The 23854-nt window shown below is 64.2% G+C and carries 18 protein-coding genes; 8 read left to right on the top strand and 10 right to left on the bottom strand.

What is annotated here, in order from left to right; genetic code table 11:
- Positions 1-88: 88 nt before the first annotated feature.
- A complete protein-coding gene (polA, locus tag ACIGGF_RS00205) occupies positions 89-2830 on the top strand; it encodes a DNA polymerase I (protein WP_397519451.1) in 2742 nt (913 codons plus the stop codon).
- Between the two features lie 76 nt (positions 2831-2906).
- On the opposite strand, the gene trxA is transcribed toward polA, so the two are convergent.
- From trxA to ACIGGF_RS00190, 3 genes are all read right to left on the bottom strand, one after another.
- The gene (gene trxA / locus ACIGGF_RS00200) at positions 2907-3278 is read right to left on the bottom strand and encodes a thioredoxin (protein ID WP_032394311.1); all 372 of its coding nucleotides are present in this window, start codon (positions 3276-3278) and stop codon (positions 2907-2909) included.
- A 115-nt stretch (positions 3279-3393) separates the two neighbouring features.
- Entirely contained in the window at positions 3394-4392 is a 999-nt protein-coding gene (locus ACIGGF_RS00195; RefSeq protein WP_397519450.1) for a helix-turn-helix domain-containing protein, read from the bottom strand.
- Positions 4393-4601: 209 nt separating this feature from the next.
- Complete coding sequence (locus tag ACIGGF_RS00190; protein ID WP_397519449.1) at positions 4602-5108, bottom strand: 2'-5' RNA ligase family protein; 507 nt, start codon at positions 5106-5108, stop codon at positions 4602-4604.
- A 10-nt stretch (positions 5109-5118) separates the two neighbouring features.
- Here ACIGGF_RS00190 and ACIGGF_RS00185 point away from each other — a divergent pair, with 10 nt between their 5' ends.
- A complete protein-coding gene (locus ACIGGF_RS00185) occupies positions 5119-6216 on the top strand; it encodes an isocitrate/isopropylmalate dehydrogenase family protein (protein WP_397519822.1) in 1098 nt (365 codons plus the stop codon).
- A gap of 9 nt (positions 6217-6225) precedes the next feature.
- Here ACIGGF_RS00185 and ACIGGF_RS00180 read toward each other — a convergent pair whose 3' ends face one another.
- Entirely contained in the window at positions 6226-7053 is an 828-nt protein-coding gene (locus ACIGGF_RS00180; protein WP_397519448.1) for a class I SAM-dependent methyltransferase, read from the bottom strand.
- Positions 7054-7267: 214 nt separating this feature from the next.
- On the opposite strand from ACIGGF_RS00180, the gene rpsA reads away from it, so the two are divergent.
- Positions 7268-8746: a 30S ribosomal protein S1 gene (gene rpsA / locus ACIGGF_RS00175; protein ID WP_027497255.1), complete on the top strand. Its 1479-nt coding sequence runs from the start codon at positions 7268-7270 to the stop codon at positions 8744-8746.
- Between the two features lie 157 nt (positions 8747-8903).
- Here the strand turns inward: rpsA and ACIGGF_RS00170 are convergent, their stop codons facing one another.
- Positions 8904-9113 (bottom strand): hypothetical protein, encoded by a 210-nt coding sequence (locus ACIGGF_RS00170; protein ID WP_397519447.1) that lies wholly within the window; start codon positions 9111-9113, stop codon positions 8904-8906.
- A gap of 129 nt (positions 9114-9242) precedes the next feature.
- On the opposite strand from ACIGGF_RS00170, the gene coaE reads away from it, so the two are divergent.
- Positions 9243-10460, top strand: coding sequence for a dephospho-CoA kinase (coaE, locus tag ACIGGF_RS00165; protein WP_397519446.1), 1218 nt, complete (start codon positions 9243-9245; stop codon positions 10458-10460).
- 96 nt (positions 10461-10556) lie between these two features.
- Positions 10557-11987: a DUF2252 domain-containing protein gene (locus ACIGGF_RS00160; protein WP_397519445.1), complete on the top strand. Its 1431-nt coding sequence runs from the start codon at positions 10557-10559 to the stop codon at positions 11985-11987.
- 7 nt (positions 11988-11994) lie between these two features.
- Here the strand turns inward: ACIGGF_RS00160 and ACIGGF_RS00155 are convergent, their stop codons facing one another.
- A complete protein-coding gene (locus tag ACIGGF_RS00155; protein WP_397519821.1) occupies positions 11995-12528 on the bottom strand; it encodes a DUF402 domain-containing protein in 534 nt (177 codons plus the stop codon).
- A gap of 90 nt (positions 12529-12618) precedes the next feature.
- Here ACIGGF_RS00155 and uvrB point away from each other — a divergent pair, with 90 nt between their 5' ends.
- Complete coding sequence (gene uvrB / locus ACIGGF_RS00150; protein ID WP_397519444.1) at positions 12619-14781, top strand: excinuclease ABC subunit UvrB; 2163 nt, start codon at positions 12619-12621, stop codon at positions 14779-14781.
- Between the two features lie 50 nt (positions 14782-14831).
- On the top strand, positions 14832-15698 hold the full coding sequence (locus tag ACIGGF_RS00145; RefSeq protein ID WP_397519443.1) for a hypothetical protein: 867 nt from the start codon (positions 14832-14834) through the stop codon (positions 15696-15698).
- A 6-nt stretch (positions 15699-15704) separates the two neighbouring features.
- Here ACIGGF_RS00145 and ACIGGF_RS00140 read toward each other — a convergent pair whose 3' ends face one another.
- The gene (locus ACIGGF_RS00140) at positions 15705-16562 is read right to left on the bottom strand and encodes an ABC transporter permease (RefSeq protein ID WP_397519442.1); all 858 of its coding nucleotides are present in this window, start codon (positions 16560-16562) and stop codon (positions 15705-15707) included.
- Positions 16559-19480 carry an alpha/beta fold hydrolase gene (locus ACIGGF_RS00135; RefSeq protein ID WP_397519441.1) on the bottom strand — a complete coding sequence of 974 codons (2922 nt, stop codon included), beginning with the start codon at positions 19478-19480 and terminating at the stop codon, positions 16559-16561. Before ACIGGF_RS00135 ends, ACIGGF_RS00140 begins: the two co-directional genes overlap by 4 nt.
- 182 nt (positions 19481-19662) lie before the next feature.
- Between ACIGGF_RS00135 and ACIGGF_RS00130 the strand changes: the two genes are divergently transcribed.
- Positions 19663-20115 carry a universal stress protein gene (locus tag ACIGGF_RS00130; protein WP_032378962.1) on the top strand — a complete coding sequence of 151 codons (453 nt, stop codon included), beginning with the start codon at positions 19663-19665 and terminating at the stop codon, positions 20113-20115.
- A 70-nt stretch (positions 20116-20185) separates the two neighbouring features.
- Here ACIGGF_RS00130 and ACIGGF_RS00125 read toward each other — a convergent pair whose 3' ends face one another.
- A complete protein-coding gene (locus ACIGGF_RS00125) occupies positions 20186-22507 on the bottom strand; it encodes a HelD family protein (RefSeq protein WP_397519440.1) in 2322 nt (773 codons plus the stop codon).
- Between the two features lie 157 nt (positions 22508-22664).
- Positions 22665-23852, bottom strand: a complete 1188-nt coding sequence (locus tag ACIGGF_RS00120; protein WP_397519439.1) for a DoxX family membrane protein — start codon at positions 23850-23852, stop codon at positions 22665-22667.
- Positions 23853-23854 lie beyond the last annotated feature (2 nt).

Raw genomic sequence — 23854 nt, 5'->3', positions numbered from 1 at the left:
GTACGCGCCGCTGGGCGTGAGTGCGATCGCGTGCTGGCGCGTGCATCCGGCTACGAGTTGTCGGACCCGCTCCCTAGACTGGTCAACCGTGAGCCCAGTAACCGAGAACAGTGCAGCGCCCGCAGCCGAAACCGATGCGAAGGCGGGCGGGGAGCGGCCGACGTTGCTGCTCATCGACGGCCACTCGATGGCGTTCCGGGCCTTCTTCGCTCTGCCAGCGGACAACTTCAAGACCACGAGCGGTCAGTCCACCAACGCCGTGTACGGGTTCACCTCCATGTTGATCAATCTGCTCAGGGACGAGAAGCCGACGCACATCGCCGCGGCGTTCGACGTGTCGCGGCAGACGTTCCGCGCCGAGCGGTTCCCCGAGTACAAGGCCAACCGGAGCAAGACGCCCGACGAGTTCGCCGGCCAGGTCGACATCACCAAGGATGTGCTCGGGGCCATGGGTATACCGGTAATGGCCGAGGCGGGATTCGAGGCCGACGACATCATCGCCACCCTGGTGACGCAGGCGGAGGCGCTCGGCTATCGCGTTCTCGTGGTCACCGGTGACCGCGATGCTCTTCAGTTGGTCACCGACAACGTGACGGTGCTGTATCCACGCAAGGGTGTCTCCGACCTCACCCGGTTCACCCCGGAGGAAGTCGCCGGAAAATACGGCTTGACGCCGTCGCAGTATCCGGATTTCGCGGCCCTACGCGGAGACCCGAGCGACAATCTCCCCGGCATACCCGGGGTCGGCGAGAAGACGGCGACCAAGTGGATCATCGAGTACGGGTCGCTCACCGCCCTCGTCGACAACGTGGACAAGGTGAAGGGCAAGGTGGGCGATGCACTGCGGGCCAACCTGTCCAGTGTGGTGCTCAACCGTGAGCTCACCGAGATGGTGCGCGATGTGCCGTTGCCTTACACCCCGGATCAGCTCGAATTGGCCCCGTGGGACCGCGAGAAGATCCACGCTCTGTTCGACGACTTGGAATTCCGAATTCTGCGGGACAGACTGTTCGAGACTCTCGCGTCGGTCGAACCCGAAGCAGAGGAAGGGTTCGACGTCCGGGGTGGCATCGTCGCGCCGGGCGAACTGGCCGCGTGGCTCGAAGAACACGCATCCGACGGCCGACGCACCGGCCTGTCCGTTCTCGGACCGCGCAGGCCGTTCGACAGCGACGCGACATCGGTGGCAATCGCTGCAGCCGACGGTGAGGGCGCGTTCGTCACGACGACAGCTCTCGACGAATCCGACGAGCGCGCGCTCGCGGCCTGGTTCGTCGATCCGGCGCAACCCAAGGCTCTGCACGAAGCGAAATGGGCGCTGCACGCGGTGCGCGGGCGGGGTTGGACGCTGGCAGGATTGACCACCGACACCGCGCTGGCCGCATATCTCGTCAGGCCGGGTCAGCGTTCGTTCAACCTCGACGACCTGTCGCTGCGTTACCTCAAGCGAGAACTTCGCGTCGAGGACGGGGGTGAAGGTCAGATGTCTCTGCTCGACGCAGAGGAGACCGCGGATGCGGCATTCGCCGAGGGCGAGATCCTGAAGGCGCGAGCGGTCATCGACCTGGCCGACGCACTGGACGCCGAGCTCGCGGCCATCGAATCGACCACGCTGCTCTCCGAGATGGAGCTTCCGCTACTGACGGTGCTGGCCGATGTCGAAGCAACGGGTATCGCCGTGAACGGTGATCACCTCCGCTCGCTGCAATCCGGATTCGCTGCGCAGGTGGACGAGGCAGCGAACTCCGCCTACGGCGTGATCGACAAGCAGATCAACCTCGGGTCACCCAAGCAGTTGCAGGTCGTGCTGTTCGAGGAACTCGACATGCCCAAGACCAAGAAGACCAAGACCGGGTACACCACCGATGCCGATGCGCTACAAGGGTTGTTCGAGAAGACCGAGCATCCCTTCCTGAAGTTTCTGCTCGATCACCGAGATGCGACGCGAATGAAGGTGACGGTCGACGGCCTGCTCAAATCCGTTGCCGCCGACGGACGAATCCACACCACGTTCAATCAGACCGTCGCGGCCACCGGGCGTCTGTCGTCCACGGAACCGAACCTGCAGAACATTCCGGTGCGCAACGAGGCGGGACGGCACATCCGCGACGGGTTCGTCGTCGGTGCGGGCTACGACACGCTGCTCACCGCCGACTACAGCCAGATCGAAATGCGCATCATGGCGCACGTCTCCGGCGACGAGGGGCTGATCGAGGCGTTCAACACCGGTGAGGACCTGCACAGCTTCGTCGGCTCCCGTGCGTTCGGAGTTCCGATCGAGGAGGTCACCCCCGAACTGCGTCGTCGGGTGAAGGCGATGTCGTACGGCTTGGCCTACGGTCTCAGCGCGTTCGGTCTCGCCGCGCAGCTGAAGATTTCCACGGACGAGGCGAAGCAGCAGATGGAGGCGTACTTCGCGCGATTCGGTGGCGTGCGCGACTACCTGCGCAACGCTGTCGAGGAAGCGCGCAAGGTGGGGTACACCTCGACGCTGTACGGCCGTCGCCGCTACTTGCCCGATCTCAACAGCGACAACCGTCAGCGCCGCGAGGTGGCCGAGCGCGCTGCCCTGAACGCGCCCATCCAGGGCACGGCCGCCGACATCATCAAGGTGGCGATGATCGACGTGCACAAGTCGCTGGCGGAGTCGACGTTGAAGTCGCGAATGCTGTTGCAGGTGCACGACGAATTGGTGCTCGAAGTTGTCGAATCCGAGCGTGAGGAGGTCGAGGCGCTGGTACGCGACAAGATGTCCTCGGCCATCGAATTGTCGGTGCCTCTCGAAGTGTCGGTCGGCACCGGCCGCAGCTGGGACGCCGCAGCGCACTGATTCAGCCTATGGCCAGACGAAGGGCCGCTCACCGAAGTCGGTGAGCGGCCCTTCGCGTCGTTTCAGCGAGGCGAGTTCACTCCGCTGCGGGAGCCTGCTCGGCGATCTGCTGCCGAACGACGTCCATGTCGAGTGCCTTGATCTGACCGACGAGGTCTTCGAGCGCCGGAGCAGGCAGTGCGCCGGGCTGCGCGTAGACCAGGATTCCCTCGCGGAACGCCATGATCGTCGGGATCGACTGAATCTGAGCTGCTGCGGCCAGGCCCTGCTCGGCCTCGGTGTCGACCTTGGCGTGCACGACGTCGGGGTGCGCGTCGGACGACTTCTCGAATGTCGGAGCGAACTGGCGGCACGGGCCGCACCAGGACGCCCAGAAATCGACCAACACCACGTCGTTGCTCGTCACGATCTCGTCGAAATTCTGCTGGGTCAAAGTCTGAGTGGCCACGCGGTCCCTTTCCATTGATTGCGCTTCTTGTGTGTCTCAACGCGGCCGGTCGCCGGAATCATCCCGAGTGCGACGGGGCTCCCGGTCTCAGGCGGGCTGTGTCACGCGGGCTGTCTCATACGGGCTGGGGCGCGGCGCGGAACGTGCGACGGTACGAGTTGGGCGTGGTGCATCGCAATCTCACGAAGTGCTGCCGAAGTGCCGCGGCGTTGCCGAAGCCGACGACCTCGGCGATGGAGTCCATCGAGAGATCGGAGTTCTCCAGCAACTGCTGCGCCGCCAGTACTCGTTGGTCGTTGAGCCAGCGTGCGGGCGTGGTTCCGGTTTCGGCCGCGAACTTGCGGGCAAAGGTGCGCGCCGACATGTTCACCCGCGCCGCCAATCGACCGATGGTGAGCTCGGATCGAAGATTCTCGGTCATCCAGTCCAGCAGCGGAGCCAGGGTCTCGATGCGAGTGGCGGGCAGGGGACTGGTGACGAATTGAGCCTGGCCGCCGTCACGATGCGGAGGAACGACCATCCTGCGGGCGATCCCGTTCGCCACGACACTGCCCTGGTATTTACGCACGATGTGCAGGCACAGGTCGATGCCCGCGGCCGTGCCCGCGCTGGTGAGTACGTTGCCTGCATCCACGTAGAGGACGTTCGGATCCACTCGAGCCAGAGGGTATTTCGCGGCCAGCGAGGCCGAATGCCGCCAATGCGTCGTGCAGGGTCTGCCGTCGAGGAGTCCTGCTTTGCCGAGTACGAACGCACCGTTGCAGAGGCTGGCGACCATGGCGCCTCGGTCCACTGCCTCACGCAGTTTGGCGAGCAGGGGTTCGATGGATGCGTCGTACTCGGTACCGCACACGAAGCTGCCGTCGACCGCCGCCTCGGTGCCTCCGGCCGGGATGATGATCAGGTCGGCACTGTCCAGGCTGGCGAGATCGTGTGGCACGTCGATGGTGTAGCCGACACGGGTGCGGATCGGTTGGGGGACACCCGCGATCAGAGAGAAGTCGTAGGTGGGCAGGCCCTCGTCCGAGCGATCGAATCCGAACACCTCGCAGGCGACGCCCAGCTCGAACGGTTCGGTCAACGGCATCAGCGCGACTACCACTCGATTCAACATGCTCAGAAGTATGGCAGTAATTCGTCGAGAAGTGGCGTTACTGCCACTCGCGCACCGTTTCCGCAGGTTGGAGGCTAACGGCATGACAATTGTATTGGTAGTTGTGCTGGTGTTCCTGGCCCTCGACGCCCTGGTGGTCGGAGGCTTCACTCCCGATACCCACACGGAGGTGAGTCAGTTCGGCGATTTCCGGTTCTAGGATGCCGGGGTCAGCCGATCCGCCACTCGCGTTTGGCCTCGCCGTCCCATCGGCGCAGCGCAACCGCAGATCCGACCAGATCGACGACGTCCACCGAGAGCAGGCGCACCGCTGCTCCTGCTTCCTCGGGCGTCAACCGTCGGGCCACCGTCACGTGCGGTGTCCATCGACCGGGTTCGAGGTGGTCGAACGAGCCTCCGCCCACGGCCGTGTGCAGCCGGGCGTGCAGATCGAGCAACTCGCTCGACGGAACGACCAGTCGCGCCAACGTGATCGTGCGACCGCCGAACACGACGAGCCCACCGAGACGCACGTCGAACTGATCGAACCAGACCGCATCACCGTCGTCCACCGAAGCCGGCATCGACGACGCCACCGCAACGGTGATGTGCGGGCGGTTCGACTCGCCGCGGTGACGGTTCTGGCTCGGGAGTCCGGCGTCGGAGAGTGCGTCCCACTCGCGGCGAACCGCTGCGTCGAGGCCGGAGTCGAGTAGTAGTTCTGCGGACTGCACCATGGAGGCCATGATGTCGCAGACGAACGCTCGGAATGCAACGGCGCTACGGATCGGGGCCATGACCGGCGACGGCATCGGCCACGAGATCGTTCCCGCAACGATCCGGGTGGTCGACGCAGCCATCGCGGCGGCCGGGGCACCGGCAATCGATTGGGTTCACCTACCACTCGGTCACGGTGCCATCGACGAGTACGGCACGCCGATGCCCGAGACCACGTTGCAACAGCTGGCCGAACTCGAATGTTGGATTCTGGGCCCACACGACAGTGCTTCGTATCCGGAACCGTTTCGTTCGCAGCTGACCCCGGGCGGGCGAATTCGGAAGCACTTCGACCTGTTCGCCAACATCAGACCGGCCACAGCGCTTGCCGGCGTGCGGGCGATGTCGCCGGACATGGACCTGGTCGTGGTGCGGGAGAACACCGAAGGCTTCTATGCCGATCGCAACATGTTCGTCGGCAGTGGAGAGTTCATGCCGACTCCGGACGTCGCGCTCGCGGTCGGAGTGTTCACTCGTGCGGCCTGCGAACGCATTGCACACGAGGCGTTCTCGCTTGCGGAGCGACGCCGTCGGAAGCTGACCATCGTGCACAAGACGAATGTGCTGTCGATGACGACGGGATTGTTTCGCGATGCCTGCCGATCGGTCGGTGAAGAGTTTCCGCATGTCGAGATCACCGAAGAGCATGTGGACGCCCTCGCGGCGCATCTCGTTCGACGCGGTCAGGAGTACGACGTCATCGTGGCCGAGAACATGTTCGGAGACATTCTGTCGGATCTGACGGCAGAGTTGTCCGGGTCGCTCGGCACGGCTCCGTCCATCAATTCCTCGCAGACCCAGGCCATGGCCCAGGCATCACACGGATCGGCTCCGGACATCGCGGGAAAGAATCGTGCCAACCCCATCGCGCTCTTCCTGTCTGCTGCGATGCTGCTCGAGTGGCTCGCCCCGCGGCATCGAGACGAACGGTTGGCCGCGGCCACAGGCAGGATTCGGCACGCGGTCGACGCCACGGTCGAATCCGGAGTCGCCACAGCCGACCTCGGTGGGCAGGCGTCGACCAGTGCCTTCACCGAGACCGTCGAGGCCAGAGTGCATCGCCGCTGAACTGTGGAATCAGAACGGTTTGCGACTGCTGAAGATCGCAGTGCCGGGAAACAACTGCCCGCGCAGTGGGCTCCACTGGCCCCATTCTCGATCCAGCCACTCCGGCCAGTCCGGCTCGACGATGTCGCGCACCTCGAGACCTGCGGCAACCAGTTCGCGCACCCGGTCGCCGATCGTGCGGTGATGCTCCACGTAGCTGGGGGTTCCGTCGGCGTCGTACTCGACGTACGGGGTGCGGTCGAAGTACGGAATCGTCGCGGTCAGCCCGCCGACCCCCGGATCGTCGGGGAACACCCAGCGCATCGGGTGGTTGACGGCGAACACCCAGATCCCGCCCGGTCGCAGTACCCGCGCCACTTCTTTCATGACGTTGCCCGAGTCCGCGACGAACGGAACCGCCCCGAACGCCGAGCAGACGATGTCGAATCGTTCGTCGCCGAACGGCAAGGACTCGGCACTGGCCTGCACCAGCGGAACCGTCGAACCGCCCGCGGCCATCGCGTCGACGCCTTGCCGCAACATCCCCATCGAGATGTCGAGACCGATGGCTCGGGCCCCCTGAGCGCCGAGCCAACGGGCGCACGGTGCGCTACCGCAACCGACTTCGAGGATGTCCTTGCCGTCGACATCCCCCAACAGGTGCACATCGCCTTCGTGCAGTCCCTCGGGACACCAGACGAATTCCCCGGATGCGGTCGACACACCGAGAAACGCGCCGTGCGTACGGTGGTAGTTGTCGGCATCCGAGTCCCACCAGAGTCTGCTGGCGCGATCGCTCGAGGCCGAATCGATTCGGCCGCGGCCGGGGGTGGACGACGGTACGGAAAGATCGCTCACACGCAGACTCTAACCGGGTTTGTGCTGGTACTGCGCCGTCGCGTACCCTGATCACCGCGAGTGTGTTCATGCTGCGCTCAGGTCGGGTCCGCCCGTCCTCGGTGTTCGCGGAGTCGGCGGCAGTTTCGTCGTCTGCACTCGTGCTGCACATGTTTCACAGGTCCGACCGAACATCCATCAACCGATACCCAACCCGTCCGGAGCAACTCAACACATGCCCTCAACCACAACCTCACCGCAGGTGGCCGTCAACGATATTGGCTCCGCAGAGGATTTTCTCGCAGCCATCGACGCGACGATCAAGTACTTCAACGATGGTGACATCGTCGAAGGAACCATCGTCAAGGTCGATCGCGACGAGGTTCTACTCGACATCGGTTACAAGACCGAAGGTGTCATCCCTTCTCGCGAGCTCTCCATCAAGCACGATGTCGACCCCAACGAGGTCGTCTCCGTGGGAGATGAGATCGAAGCACTCGTCCTCACCAAGGAGGACAAGGAAGGCCGCCTGATCCTGTCCAAGAAGCGAGCTCAGTACGAGCGCGCTTGGGGCACGATCGAGGAGCTCAAGGAGAAGGACGAGGCCGTCAAGGGCACCGTCATCGAGGTCGTCAAGGGTGGACTCATCCTGGACATCGGTCTCCGCGGCTTCCTGCCTGCCTCGCTCGTCGAGATGCGTCGTGTCCGCGACCTCCAGCCGTACGTCGGCAAGGAGATCGAGGCCAAGATCATCGAGCTCGACAAGAACCGCAACAACGTCGTCCTGTCGCGTCGTGCGTGGCTCGAGCAGACTCAGTCCGAGGTTCGCAGCGAGTTCCTGCACCAGCTGCAGAAGGGCCAGGTCCGCAAGGGCGTCGTGTCCTCCATCGTCAACTTCGGTGCCTTCGTGGACCTGGGTGGCGTCGACGGCCTCGTGCACGTCTCCGAGCTGTCCTGGAAGCACATCGACCACCCGTCCGAGGTTGTCGAGGTCGGCACCGAGGTCACCGTCGAGGTTCTCGACGTCGACCTGGACCGCGAGCGTGTTTCCCTGTCGCTCAAGGCAACTCAGGAAGATCCGTGGCGTCAGTTCGCTCGCACCCACGCGATCGGCCAGATCGTGCCCGGCAAGGTCACCAAGCTGGTTCCCTTCGGTGCATTCGTGCGCGTCGAAGAGGGCATCGAGGGTCTTGTGCACATCTCCGAGCTGGCCGAGCGCCACGTGGAGGTTCCGGACCAGGTCGTGGGTGTCGGCGACGACGCACTCGTCAAGGTCATCGACATCGATCTCGAGCGTCGCCGTATTTCGTTGAGCCTCAAGCAGGCCAACGAGGATTACGCAGAAGAGTTCGATCCGTCCAAGTACGGAATGGCCGACTCGTACGACGAGGGTGGCAACTACATCTTCCCCGAGGGCTTCGACTCCGAGACCAACGAATGGCTCGAAGGCTACGAGAAGCAGCGTGAAGAGTGGGAAGGTCGCTACGCCGAGGCCGAGCGTCGCCACAAGATGCACACCGCTCAGATGGAGAAGACGGCCAAGGACGAAGCTGCCGAAGCCGCCAACACCAACTACTCCTCCGAGTCGGGTCAGGCTCCCGCCGATGCAGAAGGCGACGCTCCCGCAGCATCGGCTCCCGCGTCGACCGGTGGATCGCTGGCCAGCGATGCGCAGCTCGCTGCACTTCGCGAGAAGCTGTCGGGCAATGCCTGATAGAAGTGGTCCACCTGTGAGGGTGTGACACCGAGCCCCGGTTCTCCACGTGAGAACCGGGGCTTTCTCGTTCGAACGAGATGAGCGGAGAAAGTGCATACACGACAATGGACCCGGTTCTGATGAACCGGGTCCATTCGAGGAGGGGGAGTGCGAACTACGCGGCGGTGGCTGGACTCCACTGCCCAACGCTCGCCGTGCGCTTGCGCATGCTGGCGAAGCTGTGGCGGGCGGGGGTCAAGAGGTTGGTGAACCAGTTACGCCGGTGGTCGGCCAGCGCCGAGGCAACTTCTGGAATGAGAATGCAGTGAACTCCTGCATCCATGCCGAGGCGGTGCCGACCCGGTTGGATCTGATTGCTTTGCATGGGTGTCCTTTTCAATAGCGGTGGGTCGGCACATCGAGGTCGCGTTCGTCGAAGATAACCGACAGACCTCCGAAACCGGTGCATTTGGGGCTGGTGTGCATCGGCGTGTTCGAGTGACAGACTGGGTGCATGCTGAGACTGGGACTGACCGGCGGAATAGGTGCCGGAAAATCGACCGTTGCCAAGGTGCTGACCGAGCTGGGAGGAGTTCTCGTCGACGCCGATGTATTGGCCCGTGAAGTCGTGGAACCGGGAACGCCTGGGCTGCAACAACTGACGGACGCGTTCGGGTCCGACATTCTCGCCCCCGACGGCTCGTTGGACCGTCCGGCGTTGGCGTCCGTGGCGTTCGGGGACGAGGAATCCCGCAAGAAGCTCAACGCCGTCGTGCACCCGCTGGTCGGCAAGCGGACTGCCGAGTTGATCGATGGTGCAGCCTCGGATGCTGTTGTGGTGCAAGATATTCCGCTGCTGGTCGAAGGTTCGATGGGTGCGTTCTTTCACCTGGTCGTCGTCGTCTGGGTCGACGCGGAAGAACGAGTGCGCCGACTCACCGGCCAACGAAACATGCCCGAGCACGATGCCCGCGCACGGATCGCCGCGCAAGCCACCGACGATGCGCGGCGCGCTGCGGCAGATGTGTGGATCGACAACACCGGTGCGCCCGGCAGTGTCGACGAGCAGGTTCGGGCGTTGTGGCACGAGCGGCTGATTCCCTTCGAGCGCAACATCCGAGAGGGCATCGTCGCCCGTACACATCCGAAACAGGTGACGGCGGACCCGGCGTGGGACCTGCAGGCCCGCCGAATCGTCGGGCGTCTCGCGCTCGCGTGCGCGGACAAAGCCGTCAGGATCGATCACGTGGGTTCCACCGCGGTGCCCGGGTTGGATGCCAAGGATGTCATCGACATTCAGATCACTGTGCGCGGTCTCGACGACGCCGACGCTGTCGGGGAACAATTACGCCGCGCAGGGTTCCCTCGCGTGGAGGCCAGCAATTTCGACGAACCGAAGCCCGCGTACGGCGTGGGCGGTGAGACCGATCCAGCCGTGTGGGCCAAGCGGTTTCACGGCAATGCCGACCCCGGCCGGCCGGCAAACGTACACGTCCGGGTGGACGGTTGGCCCAATCAGACCTTCGCACTGCTGTTTCGTGACTGGCTTCGGGCGGACGCAGCGGTCGCGACGGAATACGCGGGAATCAAGCGTCGTGCATCGGAGGCCGCCGCGGGGATCACGGACTACAACTCGGCCATCAACGCCTACGAGGACGCGAAAGCCCCGTGGTTCGATGTGGCATACCGTCGTGCATGGCAATGGGCGAAAGACACCGATTGGTCGTCGTGACCGCCGGGGCACCAGCGTTGTCTGCGGGCTCTGATCCGGGTAGGTCGATCGCGAAGGTGGGTTGAACTTCTCTCGTCTGGGGGTATCAGCACCGGCATGACGCCACGCGAATTGCCCGCCGACCCGAAACCGCAGGACGCTGGGGATTCGGAGAGCGGACTCGGAGGCAGTCCCTCCGCGTCTCGGTTCGAGGCCTTTCGGGAACTGGCGCAGGCCAGAGCCCGAGGAGAGATGGTGTTTCTCCCGCGTCACCTCACCGGTCACGAGCGGCGCAGACACGTGCGTCAGACCATCCGCGAGGATCACGAAACTCGGATCGCGAACAAGGACGAAGAAGCCATCGCCAAGTTCGAGAAACTACACAAGAGCGTCTTCTCGTTCTTCCGCGGAACCTGCCTGTTGTTCTACCGCGATATGGCGGGCGAGGACGCGTGGATGCCGACCGTCCTGGCTCTCGGCGACGTCCACCCGGAGAATTTCGGAGTGATGCCGAGCGTGGACAACGTTCCGATCTTCGGGCCCAACGACTTCGACGAATCGTTCTATGCGCCCTTCACCTGGGACCTCAAGCGAGGGGCAACCGCCTTCATGGTCGGGTCCGCGGTGGAAGGCGGTAAGGGACGCAAGAAGCAGCGGAAGATTGCCGCGTCCTTCGTGACGGGTTACCTAGAAACCATGGAGCAGCTGGCTGCGGACTCCAGTGAGCAGCACCAGCAGATGCGCCAGGACAACGCTCCGAAGTTGATTCGGAAGCTGATCGAGGACTCGTTGGAAGATCGATCGCACTGGTTGGCCAGGAAGTATCACGACGAATACAGCTGGGGTTTCCGAGCGGACGACGAGCATGTTCCGATCACCCATCGGGTCCCCGAGTTCCAGAATGCGCTCGAGCGATTCATCGAGAATTTCGGTGTCGACATTCCGGACCGGGCGGGAGAACTGAAGGTCAAGGATGTGTGCAAACGGCTCGGGCAAGGCACCGCGTCACCGGGCTTACCCCGGTACTACCTGAAGGTGGAGGGTCCGCGTCAGGACGGCACCGACGACATCATCATCGAGTTCAAGCATGCTCGGCGATCTGCCCTGGACGGTCTCACCCCACCGGGCGAATACGTGGTCGACGGAGACGCCGGACGCATCTCGCATGCGCAAGGTGTATTGCTCGTCGGTGGCGACCGCTTCTACGGTGCGGCCGAGGTGGACGGCGTTGCTTTCATGGTTCGCGAACGGGCACCGTTTCGCAACGACATCGATCTCGACGACCTGTCCGGCAAACAATGGAAGACGTACGCAGAGATCTGCGGCCGGTCCCTGGCGAATTCCCACGCGCTGTCCGACGAGGCAGGCTTGATCGACCGTGACATCGAGCCCGACATACTCGCTGCCACCGGCCCCCGCGAGTTGTTCGTGGACGACATAGTTGCCTTCGCAGACGATGCTGCACAGCGGGTGCGTGCCGATCACGAGCATTTCCGTGCGGACCACGAGATGGGCGCGTTTCGGTTCGTCGACAAGGTGTTTCGATGAAGCGGACTCAGGAGGGCTTGCCGTTCCATTCGGTCGGCATTCCTATGGACGCGAGCCACGCGTTCAGGTCGTAGTCGTGCCGCGTCAGTCCTTCGATGGCCGTGATCGATCGGGACAGCGCGAGCTCGGCCGTGGGGGTGTCGAGGTGTTGCGCCACCCTGGCGTCGAACAATTCGTCGACGTCCAGCAGGTCGTAATCGCGGCCGGTACGAACGCTGAGGTCGAGGTAGTGGTCGATGGATGTCCATCGGGTGGCACCGGCGGTGTACTCGCCGATGTCGACGTAATAGTCCTGGTCGCGCGCATGTGCAGGGAGGTAGTGGAACACCGAGGCTCGGAGCCCGAGCGCGGGCAGTAGCCAGGACTCGAGGTAGTCGAAATGCGCGTGGTCCGAGGGGCGGGCCATGTACAGCCCCCACGGTTCGACGCGGTACTCGTCGACATCTCTCACGAAGCCCTTCGGATCGGTGTTCGTGCGAGATGCGAGGTCGAACGTCTCGTGTTTCGGGGCATGAACCTCGAGGTGTGTATCGGCTGACATCTGGGCGGCCATGCCTGTAGAAGCTACCGGGAACCGACCGGCCCGGTTGGTCCGACGGAACTTGTCGGGGGTCGCGTCTAGGCTTGGGTAATGGCGTTTGCATCCGAACATCCCGTTGTCGCGCACTCCGAACACCGTCCGGTGGGCGCGATCGAGCGCACCGGTCCGGCGTTCGAGGTCGTCAGCGAGCACACCCCGGCCGGTGACCAGCCGACAGCTATTGCGGAGCTGGAACGCCGGGTCAAGGCCGACGAGAAGGACATCGTGTTGCTCGGTGCCACGGGTACCGGCAAGTCGGCCACCACCGCGTGGCTCATCGAGAAGTTGCAACGTCCGACGTTGGTGATGGCACCGAACAAGACCTTGGCCGCGCAGTTGGCCAACGAGCTTCGAGACATGTTGCCCAACAACGCCGTCGAGTACTTCGTCTCGTACTACGACTACTACCAGCCCGAGGCGTACATCGCCCAGACCGATACCTACATCGAGAAGGATTCGTCCATCAACGACGACGTCGAGCGTCTGCGGCACTCGGCGACGGCATCGTTGCTGTCGCGCCGTGACGTGGTCGTGGTCGCATCGGTGTCGTGCATCTACGGTCTCGGTACGCCGCAGTCCTACGTCGACCGGTCCATCGAGCTCGAGGTCAACGTCGAGGTCCAGCGCGATGCGCTGCTGCGGCTGTTGGTCGACGTGCAGTACACCCGCAACGACATGGCGTTCACCCGCGGATCTTTCCGGGTTCGCGGCGATACCGTCGAGATCATTCCCTCCTACGAGGAGCTGGCGATTCGCATCGAGTTCTTCGGCGACGAAATCGAAGCGCTCTATTACTTGCACCCGCTGACCGGGGACATCGTCCGACAGGTCGATTCGGTACGCATCTTCCCGGCCACGCACTACGTCGCCGGTCCGGAGCGGATGGAACGAGCAGTCAAGGACATCGAAGCCGAACTCGAGGCTCGTCTGGCGGAACTGGAAGGCAAAGGCAAACTGCTCGAAGCCCAGAGGTTGCGAATGCGGACGCAATACGACCTGGAGATGATCAAACAGGTCGGGTTCTGCTCGGGTATCGAGAACTATTCGCGGCATATCGACGGCCGCGGGGCGGGCACCGCACCAGCCACACTGATCGACTACTTCCCCGAGGACTTTCTGCTCGTCATCGACGAGTCTCACGTGACGGTGCCACAGATCGGTGCCATGTACGAGGGCGACATGTCGCGCAAGCGCAACCTCGTCGATTTCGGGTTCCGCCTGCCGTCCGCGACCGACAACCGACCGTTGACGTGGGAAGAGTTCACTCAGCGCATCGGTCAGACGGTCTACCTCTCGGCAACTCCGGGAAAGTACGAGCTGGGGCAGACCGGGGGAGAGTTCGTCGAGCAGGTTATCCGTCCTACCGGACTGGTCGACCCGAAGGTCGTGATCAAGCCGACCAAGGGTCAGATCGACGACCTGGTGCACCAGATCCGGGAACGCGCGGAGAAGGACGAGCGTGTACTCGTGACCACACTGACCAAGAAGATGTCGGAGGATCTGACCGACTACTTGCTCGAGCTGGGTATTCGCGTCCGCTACCTGCACTCCGATATCGATACGCTGCGACGAGTCGAGCTGCTCCGGCAACTTCGACTGGGCGAATACGACGTACTGGTGGGCATCAACCTGCTCCGCGAGGGTCTCGACCTCCCGGAAGTGTCACTGGTGGCGATTCTCGATGCCGACAAGGAAGGGTTCCTGCGCAGCGGTACCAGCCTTATCCAGACAATCGGTCGTGCCGCGCGAAACGTCTCCGGTGAAGTACACATGTACGCCGACAAGATGACCGACTCGATGACCTATGCGATCGAGGAGACCGAGCGTCGACGCGAAAAGCAGATTGCGTACAACAAGGAGAGGGGAGTCGATCCGCAGCCGCTCCGCAAGAAGATCGCCGACATTCTCGACCAGGTGTATCAGGAAGCTGAGGACACCGACAACGTCGTCGAGATCGGTGGATCCGGTCGCAACGCCAGCCGTGGACGACGAGCGCAGGGCGAAGCCGGCAGATCGGTCAGCACCGGTGTGTACGAGGGCCAGGACGTGTCGTCGATGCCGCGGGCCGAGCTGGCCGACCTGATCAAGAACATGACCGATCAAATGATGAATGCCGCACGTGAGCTCAAATTCGAGCTCGCCGGCCGGCTGCGAGACGAGATCCAGGATCTGAAGAAGGAACTGCGCGGGATGGATGCGGCCGGCCTCAAATAGCCGGGTGGAGCCTGCGCATAGACGTCGAATGGCTCGGTTACGGTTCAGTGATGGACGCAACCACTGCCGGCCGCACCTCGCGCGCGCTCGAATTGATTCACTCGATGACCTATTTCCTACCGGAGACGCAGGACGCGCTGGTCGCCACCGGGTTGCCGCCGAGGGCCTGTTACTTCGCGGGCCGGGCAGCGCCCCTGGGAAGGGTCGGTGCCGGTGTCGTCACCGCCACGTTCTACAACTTCAATCGGGAGCTGGTGGCACCGCTCATCCCCGCCGCCTGGGACATCGCGTCACCCGACGAGATCATGACCATCCGGTACGCCACTCTCGATGCCGCCTTCGGGCGACTGCTCGGACCCGAGGTTCTGACGTCCGCCGACATGGCCGAGGCCGCCGATTTGGCGTCGATCGCGGCCCGCGGAATTCCCGGTGACGACGGTCGACCCCTGTATGCGGCGTACGCCGAGCTCGACTGGCCCAGCGCACCGCATCTGGTGCTGTGGCATGCGCTCACCCTGATCCGCGAATATCGCGGCGACGGCCACATTGCAGCACTGCAGACGGCGGGATTGAACGGCTTGGACGCGCTGATCACCCACACTGCCACCGGCTACGGCTTCGAGAAGGAGTTCGCGCGTAAGCGTCGTGGCTGGTCGAGCGAGCAGTGGGACGAGGCGGTCGCGTCCCTGTCCGATCGTGAACTGCTGACGGCCGACGGCGCATTGACCCAGGACGGCAAGGACCTCCGCACCCTGGTCGAGGACATCACCAACGACCTCGCTCTGGCTCCGTGGGCCGCGCTCGGCGAGGACGGTGCCGCTCGGCTGGTATCGCTCGCTACGCCGTGGCGCGAGTCGATCGTCGGCCAGGGTGCCATTCCCGAAGGCGTCTTCGGGCCTGCGATCAAGAAGAAGTAGTTCGTCTCAGCTGGTGATGTCCTTGGTGCCGAAACGACGCCACGCGATCAGCCCGAACAGAGCCGCGTATGCGATGGCCGAGAACGAGCCGACCACCATGTCGTTCCAGTCGATGCTCGTGCCGAATGCATCGATCCACGAATTGGCGTAGTGCCCCGGTAGGTAATTGCGTAATGATCCGAGTGCGGTGATCTGATCGAGAATCTGCATCAGAATCGACGTCATCACCGCGCCGCCGACGGCCCCGAGAGGGGCGTCGGTGAGAACCGACAGCAGCATTGCCAGGCCGGCCACCCAGAGCAGATTGATGCCGATGTAAGCGACCGCGATCAGCAGCCGCACCAGCGCGGTGCCGTAGGGCAATCCCTCGCCCAGCGGGGTGATCAGCGACTCCGCGCCGTACAGCACGGTGCCTATCAACAGTGACACCACGACGAGCACCACGATCGCAGCGCTGGACAGCGTCGCCGACACCAAGGCCTTCTGCGTCAGCAGACGACTTCGAGGCACCGGAATGGCCAGCAGGTATCGGAGACTCGACCACGAGGCTTCGCTTGCGACCGAGTCGCCGAAGAACAGGGCCACCACCACGATCAGCAGGAATCCCACGGACATGAACAGAGCGAAGATCGTGAAGTTCATGCCTCCGCGAGTGCCCAGCTCGATGAGTCCGTCGGCATCGGAGTCCGCATTCGAGCTGCCGACGGTGAAGGCAATGGCCAGGATCACCGGCAGCAGGGCCAGGAAGCCGATGGCCAGCTGAGTACGACGACGTCCCAGTTGCCTGCGCAACTCGGTACGGAACGGCAAGGTGCTGCCGCCGGTGTACCCGGCAGCGCGCCCGTCGGCATGCGTGGTGCTCATGAGCGATCCTTGCTGGTGTCGGACTCCTTGATGGCAGAGCCTGGGGTGTCGCCGATGGCAGATCCCGGGGTGTCACGATGGACGAGGTCGAGGAACACGTCTTCCAGGCGCGTCGATTGCGAGAATCCGCGCACCGAGACCCCAGCGGTGACGAGCTCCCTGATCACGACGGCGGAGTCCGCGTCGGTCAGGTCGACGGTCACGGTGCCGTCGTCGACGATCACTGCGCCGTCATGGCCCGAGGCGTCGAGTACCGACCGAGCGCGGGTGGCGTCGTCGACTCTGATCTCCGTCTGTCCGCCTGCCGCAGTGAGTTCGCGGACGGTGCCGGAACTGATCACCGATCCGCGATTCATGACGACCACATGGGTACAGGTCTGCTCCACTTCGGCGAGCAGATGGCTCGACACCAACACGGTTCGTCCGGTCTTCGCGTAGTTGATCAGCACATCGCGCATCGTCCTGATCTGCGGTGGGTCGAGTCCGTTGGTCGGTTCGTCGAGGACCATCAGATCCGGCAGCCCCAGCATGGCCTGGGCGATCGCGAGCCGCTGTCGCATGCCCTGGCTGTAGGACTTGACCTTGCGTTCGATCGCGGTGCCCAGGTCGGCAATCTCGAGGGCTTCCTCGAGATGAGCGTCCTCGATCGGTCGGCCTGTCGCTTCCCAGTAGAGGCGCAGATTCTGCGTCCCGGTCAGGTGCGGCAGGAACCCGGACCCCTCGACGAACGAGCCCAACCTCGACAGCACCGGGGCACCGGGCGTCACCTTGTGGCCGAAGACGCGGATGTCGCCACCGCTGGGCGTGATCAGGCCCATCAACATGCGCAGGGTTGTGGTCTTCCCCGCTCCGTTGGGCCCGAGGAGACCGAGAACCTGGCCTTGCTTCACCTCGAAGCTGACGCCGTCGACGGCGCGGAAGCCGTTCGAGTACGTCTTCGCCAGATCGGTGATCACCAGGGGAGTATCGATCAGGTCCTCGTCCACCTCGGCGACTGCACGACGCCTGGTCCGCACGACTCCGGCCACGATTGCACCGGCGACTGCGAGCAGGACGACTCCGATGCCGATCAGCGGTGCCACCGGTACGGTGCTGTTCGCGCTGGCCACGGCGGGGACGGTGGGCAACACGATGGTGTCGTCGGTCATGGCCACGCTGAACTGCGCCGGTTCGAGCGGAACGGCATAGGCCTGATCGGTCGTGGAGATGCTCAGTTCGAGGCGATGACCCTGCTGGACTACATAGCTGATGCCCGGTAGCGCAACGGTGACCTCGACAGGATCGATGCCGTCGGTGTCGGGAAGGCGGATCGCCGAGACCGCACCACCCGGAAGCGTTCTCGTGCCGTTCGGTGCAACGTCGTAGAGCTTCGCGAACAACACCGATTGCCCCGGCGAGGCCAGCGACGCCACGCGCAGATTCACCCGCGGGGTGCCGGTGATCGTCACGGTGGAATCGACGGGATCGCTGGTAAACGTTGCCGACTGGCCCGGCAGGTCGGCGGTGAGGGCCGCACCGGCCCCAGTCGATCCGAGAGTCGAGAGCACCGAGCCCAGACCGGGTATCGACGAGATCGCCGAGGGTGACGCGCCGGGTGGACGAATGATCGACTGGTTCTCAGCCGTGGCGGCGAACGTCACCGACCTGGTCTCCGTGGGATCGGACGCGGGGGTCAGCCCCGGGTAATCGGGAGCGGTCATTCGCCGGTCGCGGTCGCGGTCGCCGCCGCGGTCGTCGACTGCACGCTGAGTGGAGTAGACGAACGGCTCACTGCCGGCGCCGGAGTCCGAGTCGGGGGCGATGCCGGAGTCTCGCAGCGTCGCGTCGAAGAAGTCGGCGACGGCTCGATCGCTCGTCTCGTTCGTCCCGCCTGCGTCGTGTCCTCCGTCGAACCACCGAACAGTGACGCTTCCTCCGGCGGCCGCGATCTGCCGCGCCGTGGCGTCGGCCTGATCCACTCCGAACAGGGTGTCCTGGGTGCCTTGAACCAACAACGTCGGTGCGGTGATGTTCGACGCCACCGCGACGGGAGAGTGGGCCGTCAGCAGATCGAGCAGCTGTTGGCTGGGGATCCCTGTCACCGCAGATTGGACGTAGGCGTCGCAGAACTCGGGGGCGAACCTGCCGCATGCAGATGCACCGTCCGCAGTCGATGCTTCGGTGCTTGGACTGCTGTCGTTTCCGGTCCCCCCGGGCGGTGTGCTCGCGGCACCCGCTCCGAAGAACACTCCGGCCCATCCACGCTTGAGGACACCCGGGCCGCCGTACGGTGCCGCAGCGGGAGTGGTGCCGTTGTCGAGGGCTTCTCGACCCTCGGTGGACGTCACGCCGTAATTGGGAAACAGCGCCTGACCGAGATCGTTCCAGGTGATCGCAGCAGCGATGGAGTCGACGCGAGGGTCGGTGCCGCCGGCGCTCAGTGCCAGTGCGCCGCCGTACGATCCGCCGGCGACACCGATGTGAGGATCGCCGGGAGCGTCGAGTTCCACCTCGGGTTGGTCGGCGAGCCAGTCGATCAGTCCGCGTGCGTCGGCGACCTCGCGGTCGGGGTCGTTGATCGAGATCGAGCCGGTGCTGTCGCCGAACCCGCGTGCGCTGTAGGCCAGGACGGTGTACCCGCGAGCCGCGAGGTCGCGGGCCTCACCGTCGACCGAATCCTTGCTGCCGCCGAAACCGTGGGCCAGAAGCACCGTCGGCGCTGGAGTGAGCACCGGGGCGTACAGCCGCGCGTCGATGTCGACGGTGTCCGTCGACCCAGGGCTCTCCGGTAGCGTGATGCGCGCATCACGCGTGGTCGTGTCGGCGCTCGAATCCTGGGGGAGGAAGACGAATGCGAGGGCGGCTATCGCCAGAACCGCAATCACGGCGGCACCGACAGTCATGGCCCGTCTCGACAGTGGCGGGCGGGGAATCGGCATGGAAACCAATGTATGTGAGTGACGCGGATCGTGTTGTTCCCCAAGTTCACGTGCCGATCGGCCGGTTCCGGCTAATGTCAGCGAATCAGTCCCCGGACCACGTCTTTCGGTCCTGTGACTTGCACCAATCGAGTTCGAACAGAAGTGTCACATCTGTGTGTGACCGACAAATGGAGGAATGAATGAGCGCCTACCGCACCGTCGTCGTCGGGACCGATGGCTCCGAATCGTCACTGCGGGCAGTGGAGAAAGCCGCGGCTCTGGCGGGAGACGCCGATGCCACCCTGGTGATCGCTTGTGCGTACTACCCGGCAGATCCGAAGGACACGTCCGCTGCTGCCGACGCATTGCGCGAGGACGCCTACCAGATCACCGGATCGGCACCGACGCGCGAGATCTTGCGCACGGCGCGGGAACACGCCACCAAGGCCGGTGCGAAGAACATCGAGGAGAAGGCCATCGTCGGCGCTCCCGTCGAGTCGCTGCTCGCTCTCGTGGACGAGGTGAAAGGCGACCTTCTCGTCGTCGGTAACCGCGGCCTGAACTCGCTGACCGGCCGCCTGTTGGGATCGGTCCCGTCGGACGCCGCCCGCAAGTCCACCTGCGATGTGCTGATCGTGCACACTGTCCGCTGATTTCACGCTGCACGGACGAACGGCCCGCTCCATCGATTCGATGGAGCGGGCCGTTCGCGTGTGTGGATCTCTAGGCTTCGGGCTCGAAAGGCTGCAGCGCCGAGAGTTCTTTCGGTAGCGCGTCCACGTGCACTACGCCGAGTCGCTGGGTAGCGCGAGTGAGGGCGACGTAGAGGTCGTTCATGCCCTTGGTCGATTCGGCCACGATCGCGGACGGCTCGACGATGAGGACCGAATCGAACTCGAGTCCCTTGGCGTCCTTGACCGACGACACGGTCACCACGTCCGATGCCAGGTGTCGGAAGTCGGAGACGCGACCGGCCGGTACGAGCACCGCGCTCAGCCCCGGACGTGGGTGCTCGGCGACGCGCTTCTCCACTGACGTGAGCAGATCTGCCTCGGTTACTCGTTGGGCCCACGGTGTCACTCCGGTGCTGCGGATGGACCGGGGCTCGGATTGTTCCGGATCGATCGCGGCCAGGACATCGTGCGCCACCACCATGATCTCCGACGGTGTCCGATAGTTGACCGTCAGTTCGGTCCGCTTCCAGCGCTGGGCAACATACGGTTCGAGGACCGAACCCCACGACGAGGTTCCGGCAGGATCACCGGTCTGCGCGGTATCGCCAACCAGTGTCATCCATCGATTCGGTATGCGCCGCATCACCATTCGCCATGCCATCGCGGAGAGCTCCTGCGCCTCGTCGACGATCACGTGCCCGTAGGTCCACGTGCGGTCACCGGCAGCTCGTTCGGCGGTGGTGAGCCGTTGACCCGAATTCTGTCGGCGCGCAAGCTGATCGGCGTCGATGAGGTCGTAGGCCATCAGGATCTCCGGGTCGAGTTCGTCCTCGAGGTCCTGAGGTGCCGAACCGGTCAGGATATCCAGGGCACCCTGGGCATCGGCGATCTGACCGCGCCATTGACGTTGTGCTTGTTCGCGTTCGGCCGCGTCGTCGACGCCGAGCAGCTCGGCGAGTTCGTCGAGCAGGGGAGCGTCGGCCGACGAGAAGCTGTGGCCTCGTCGAACGAGGGCACCACGCTCCACCTCGTCCAGTGCCGGCGCGGCGGAGGCGATCTTCTCGGGCGAGGCGAACAGGTCGCGGAGAACCTGCTGCGGAGACAGATCCGGCCACAGCTCGTCGACGGCGGCCATCACGTCCTGATCCTCACGCATCTCCTCGCGCATGTCCGCGATGTCGTCGGCGCTGAGCAGGCTGGACCCGTCGACGAGGTTCTGCCCGAGTTTCGCCGCCAATTGATTGGCCAACTGGTCGATGACCGAGGACACGAACAGCGGCCGAGCCAGGTTGTGTGGTCGACGGGAGGAGCGGGCGCGACCGCGCGCCCTGGTGACGATCTTGCGGTCGAGTGTGATGTCGTAGGTGTCGAACTTCAGTCGACGCGGCTGCGCAGGGACTTCCTGACGGTCACGTACCGCCTGCGTCAGCACCTCGACCATCGACAGTCTGCCCTTGACCTCGGTCGCCAAGGCCGAATCTTCCCGTTGTGCGCGCACTCCCGGGTAGAGATCGCCGATCGTGGACAGCAGCACACCCGTCTCTCCGAGAGATGGCAGCACCTGACCGATGTAATCGAGGAACGTGGCGTTGGGTCCGATGATCAGCACGCCACTTTTTCCGAGCTGCTGGCGGTAGGTGTACAGCAGATAAGCGGCGCGATGCAGCGCGACGGCGGTCTTGCCGGTCCCTGGCCCGCCCTGAACCACCAACACACTGCGATGCTGCGATCGGATGATCGCGTCCTGCTCGCTCTGAATCGTCTCGACGATGTCGTTCATCTGCCCGGTACGTGCGGCGTCCAGTGCCGAGAGCAGCGCACCCTCGCTCGCAACGCCACCTGCCACGGCGGCATCACTCGACGATCGCGCAGAGTTCAGATCGAGGAACTCGTCGGCGATCGACGTCACTCGACGGCCGCGGGTGCGAATGTGTCTGCGCCGCAACACGTTCTCCGGAGCCGCCGGGGTCGCCAGGTAGAACGGCCGAGCCATCGGAGCTCGCCAGTCCAGAAGCAGTGTCTCGTAGTCGTTCTTGTCGTCGAGAATTCCGACGCGGCCGATGTAGCGCTCGGGGCGATCATCGACCTTGGGGTCGAGCGAATCGGGATCGAGGTCGATACGCCCGAAGCACAGTCCGTTCTCTGCCGCGTCGTACTTGGCGATGTCCTCGGTGTACATCTGGTTGAACGATTCGCGTTCGCTTCGAGCCTGCGGGGTTCCACCGGTCTCCAACAGCACGGCCCTCAATCGATTCGCCGCGTATTCGCGAAGCGCGTCGAGTTGGGTGTAGAGCCGCGTCAGATGCGCTTGCTCGAGATCTTCTTCGATCGGCGCGTCGGGGCCGCTCGATGTGAGGCCGTCGTCCGGCAAAGGGTCTCCTCGGGAGTTCGGCCGAGGCGAAGATATCGCCTCGAAATCAGCCAGAGCAGTCTACGCCGCACGACGGCCCCGCCGCAGAACCTCGAGTTCCGGGGCGGGGCCGTCGTGCGCGAACGTGTCGCTCGTCCTGTCGTTCTGTTGGTAAGGACTACTTGGCGTACTGCTGGATCTTCTTGTCCAAGTTCTTCTGAGCCTTGGCAACTCGCTTCTCGAGCTTGGCGCGAGCCTGCTCGGTCACCTTCTCGAGTTCCTTGCTCTGCTTCTCGGCCCGCTTGCGAGCGCGCTTGCCGAGCGTTTCCGCCCGATCGGATGCCAGATCGGCCCAGGTGACGCCGCGCTTCTGGGCCTCGTCTGCAAGGATCGAACCCTTCTCGGCGGCCACATCGGCGAGCCTGGATGCACGCTTCTGTGCAACGTTCGTCAGCTCGCCACGACGATCCGCGGCAACGTCGACGAGCTTGGATCCGCGCTTCTGCGCAAGTTCGGCCAAGTCGGTTCCGCGATGCGCTGCCTTGTCGGCGAACTTGGATCCGCGCTTCTGCGCGTCGGCCAGGTCGCTGCCGCGGTCGGCGGCGAGTTCGGCGAGCTTGGAACCACGCTTCTGGGCTTCTTCTGCCAGTTCAGATCCCTTGTCGGCCGCAATGTGTGCCCACCGGTTCAGTGTCGGCTGAGCGGCCTCGGCCAGCTCGGAGCCCTTCTCGGTAGCGACGTCGGCCAGCTTGGCCAACTTCGGCTGGGCAGCGTCTGCGAACTTGGCCAGCTTCGGCTGCGCGGCATCGGCGAGATCGGCGCTGCGGCTCGCGGCGATGGAAGCAATTTCCTTGACGCGTTCGCCGGTCTCGTGGGTGGAATGACCCGGCAGTGCCGAGACGACGCTCTCCTGGGCGCGGCGTGCAGCCCGCTTGCTACGCCATGCAACGGACGGCTTGCCCTCGGTGTCGACGGCGGCAATCAGCAGACCGCCCAGGAGGCTCAGGTTCTTGAAGAAGTGAATCCGCTGCGCAGCCTTGGCTTCGGGGTCGGTTTCGTTCCAGAACGCGTGCCCGGCGAGCGTGGTGGGAACCAGGCTTCCCGCCAGAGCGATCGACGCGATACGCGGTGCCTTACCGGTGGCCAGCAAAATGCCGCCCACAACCTGAATTCCGCCGTTGATCCGGACCAAGGTCTCGGGGTCGCTCGGCACGTTCGCGGTGACCTCGTTGGGGAGGGCCTCTCTGCTCTGCTCGATCAGCGGAGCAGCTGCCTTCGCCCTACCGGAAGGATTACGAAGTGCATCGATGCCCCCCGAGATGAAGATCGTAGACATCAGCGGACGGGCGATACGGCGGACCAGCATTG

The sequence above is a fragment of the Rhodococcus sp. NPDC078407 genome (genome assembly GCF_044542515.1).
Taxonomy (GTDB): Bacteria; Actinomycetota; Actinomycetes; order Mycobacteriales; family Mycobacteriaceae; genus Rhodococcoides.
The sequence above is the reverse complement of the archived record's forward strand: the minus strand, read 5'-3'. Positions and strand labels throughout refer to the sequence as shown.

Bases quoted from the DNA above. Each gene is read 5' to 3' on its own strand.
- rpsA (WP_027497255.1), top strand. From the start codon at position 7,268: ATGCCCTCAACCACAACCTCACCGCAGGTGGCCGTCAACGATATTGGC.
- ACIGGF_RS00145 (WP_397519443.1), top strand. From the start codon at position 14,832: ATGGACGCAACCACTGCCGGCCGCACCTCGCGCGCGCTCGAATTGATT.
- ACIGGF_RS00155 (WP_397519821.1), bottom strand. From the start codon at position 12,528: ATGTCAGCCGATACACACCTCGAGGTTCATGCCCCGAAACACGAGACG.
- uvrB (WP_397519444.1), top strand. From the start codon at position 12,619: ATGGCGTTTGCATCCGAACATCCCGTTGTCGCGCACTCCGAACACCGT.
- ACIGGF_RS00160 (WP_397519445.1), top strand. From the start codon at position 10,557: ATGACGCCACGCGAATTGCCCGCCGACCCGAAACCGCAGGACGCTGGG.
- ACIGGF_RS00185 (WP_397519822.1), top strand. From the start codon at position 5,119: ATGTCGCAGACGAACGCTCGGAATGCAACGGCGCTACGGATCGGGGCC.
- ACIGGF_RS00190 (WP_397519449.1), bottom strand. From the start codon at position 5,108: ATGGTGCAGTCCGCAGAACTACTACTCGACTCCGGCCTCGACGCAGCG.
- ACIGGF_RS00140 (WP_397519442.1), bottom strand. From the start codon at position 16,562: ATGAGCACCACGCATGCCGACGGGCGCGCTGCCGGGTACACCGGCGGC.
- ACIGGF_RS00195 (WP_397519450.1), bottom strand. From the start codon at position 4,392: ATGTTGAATCGAGTGGTAGTCGCGCTGATGCCGTTGACCGAACCGTTC.
- coaE (WP_397519446.1), top strand. From the start codon at position 9,243: ATGCTGAGACTGGGACTGACCGGCGGAATAGGTGCCGGAAAATCGACC.
- ACIGGF_RS00135 (WP_397519441.1), bottom strand. From the start codon at position 19,480: ATGCCGATTCCCCGCCCGCCACTGTCGAGACGGGCCATGACTGTCGGT.
- ACIGGF_RS00130 (WP_032378962.1), top strand. From the start codon at position 19,663: ATGAGCGCCTACCGCACCGTCGTCGTCGGGACCGATGGCTCCGAATCG.
- ACIGGF_RS00170 (WP_397519447.1), bottom strand. From the start codon at position 9,113: ATGCAAAGCAATCAGATCCAACCGGGTCGGCACCGCCTCGGCATGGAT.
- ACIGGF_RS00120 (WP_397519439.1), bottom strand. From the start codon at position 23,852: ATGCTGGTCCGCCGTATCGCCCGTCCGCTGATGTCTACGATCTTCATC.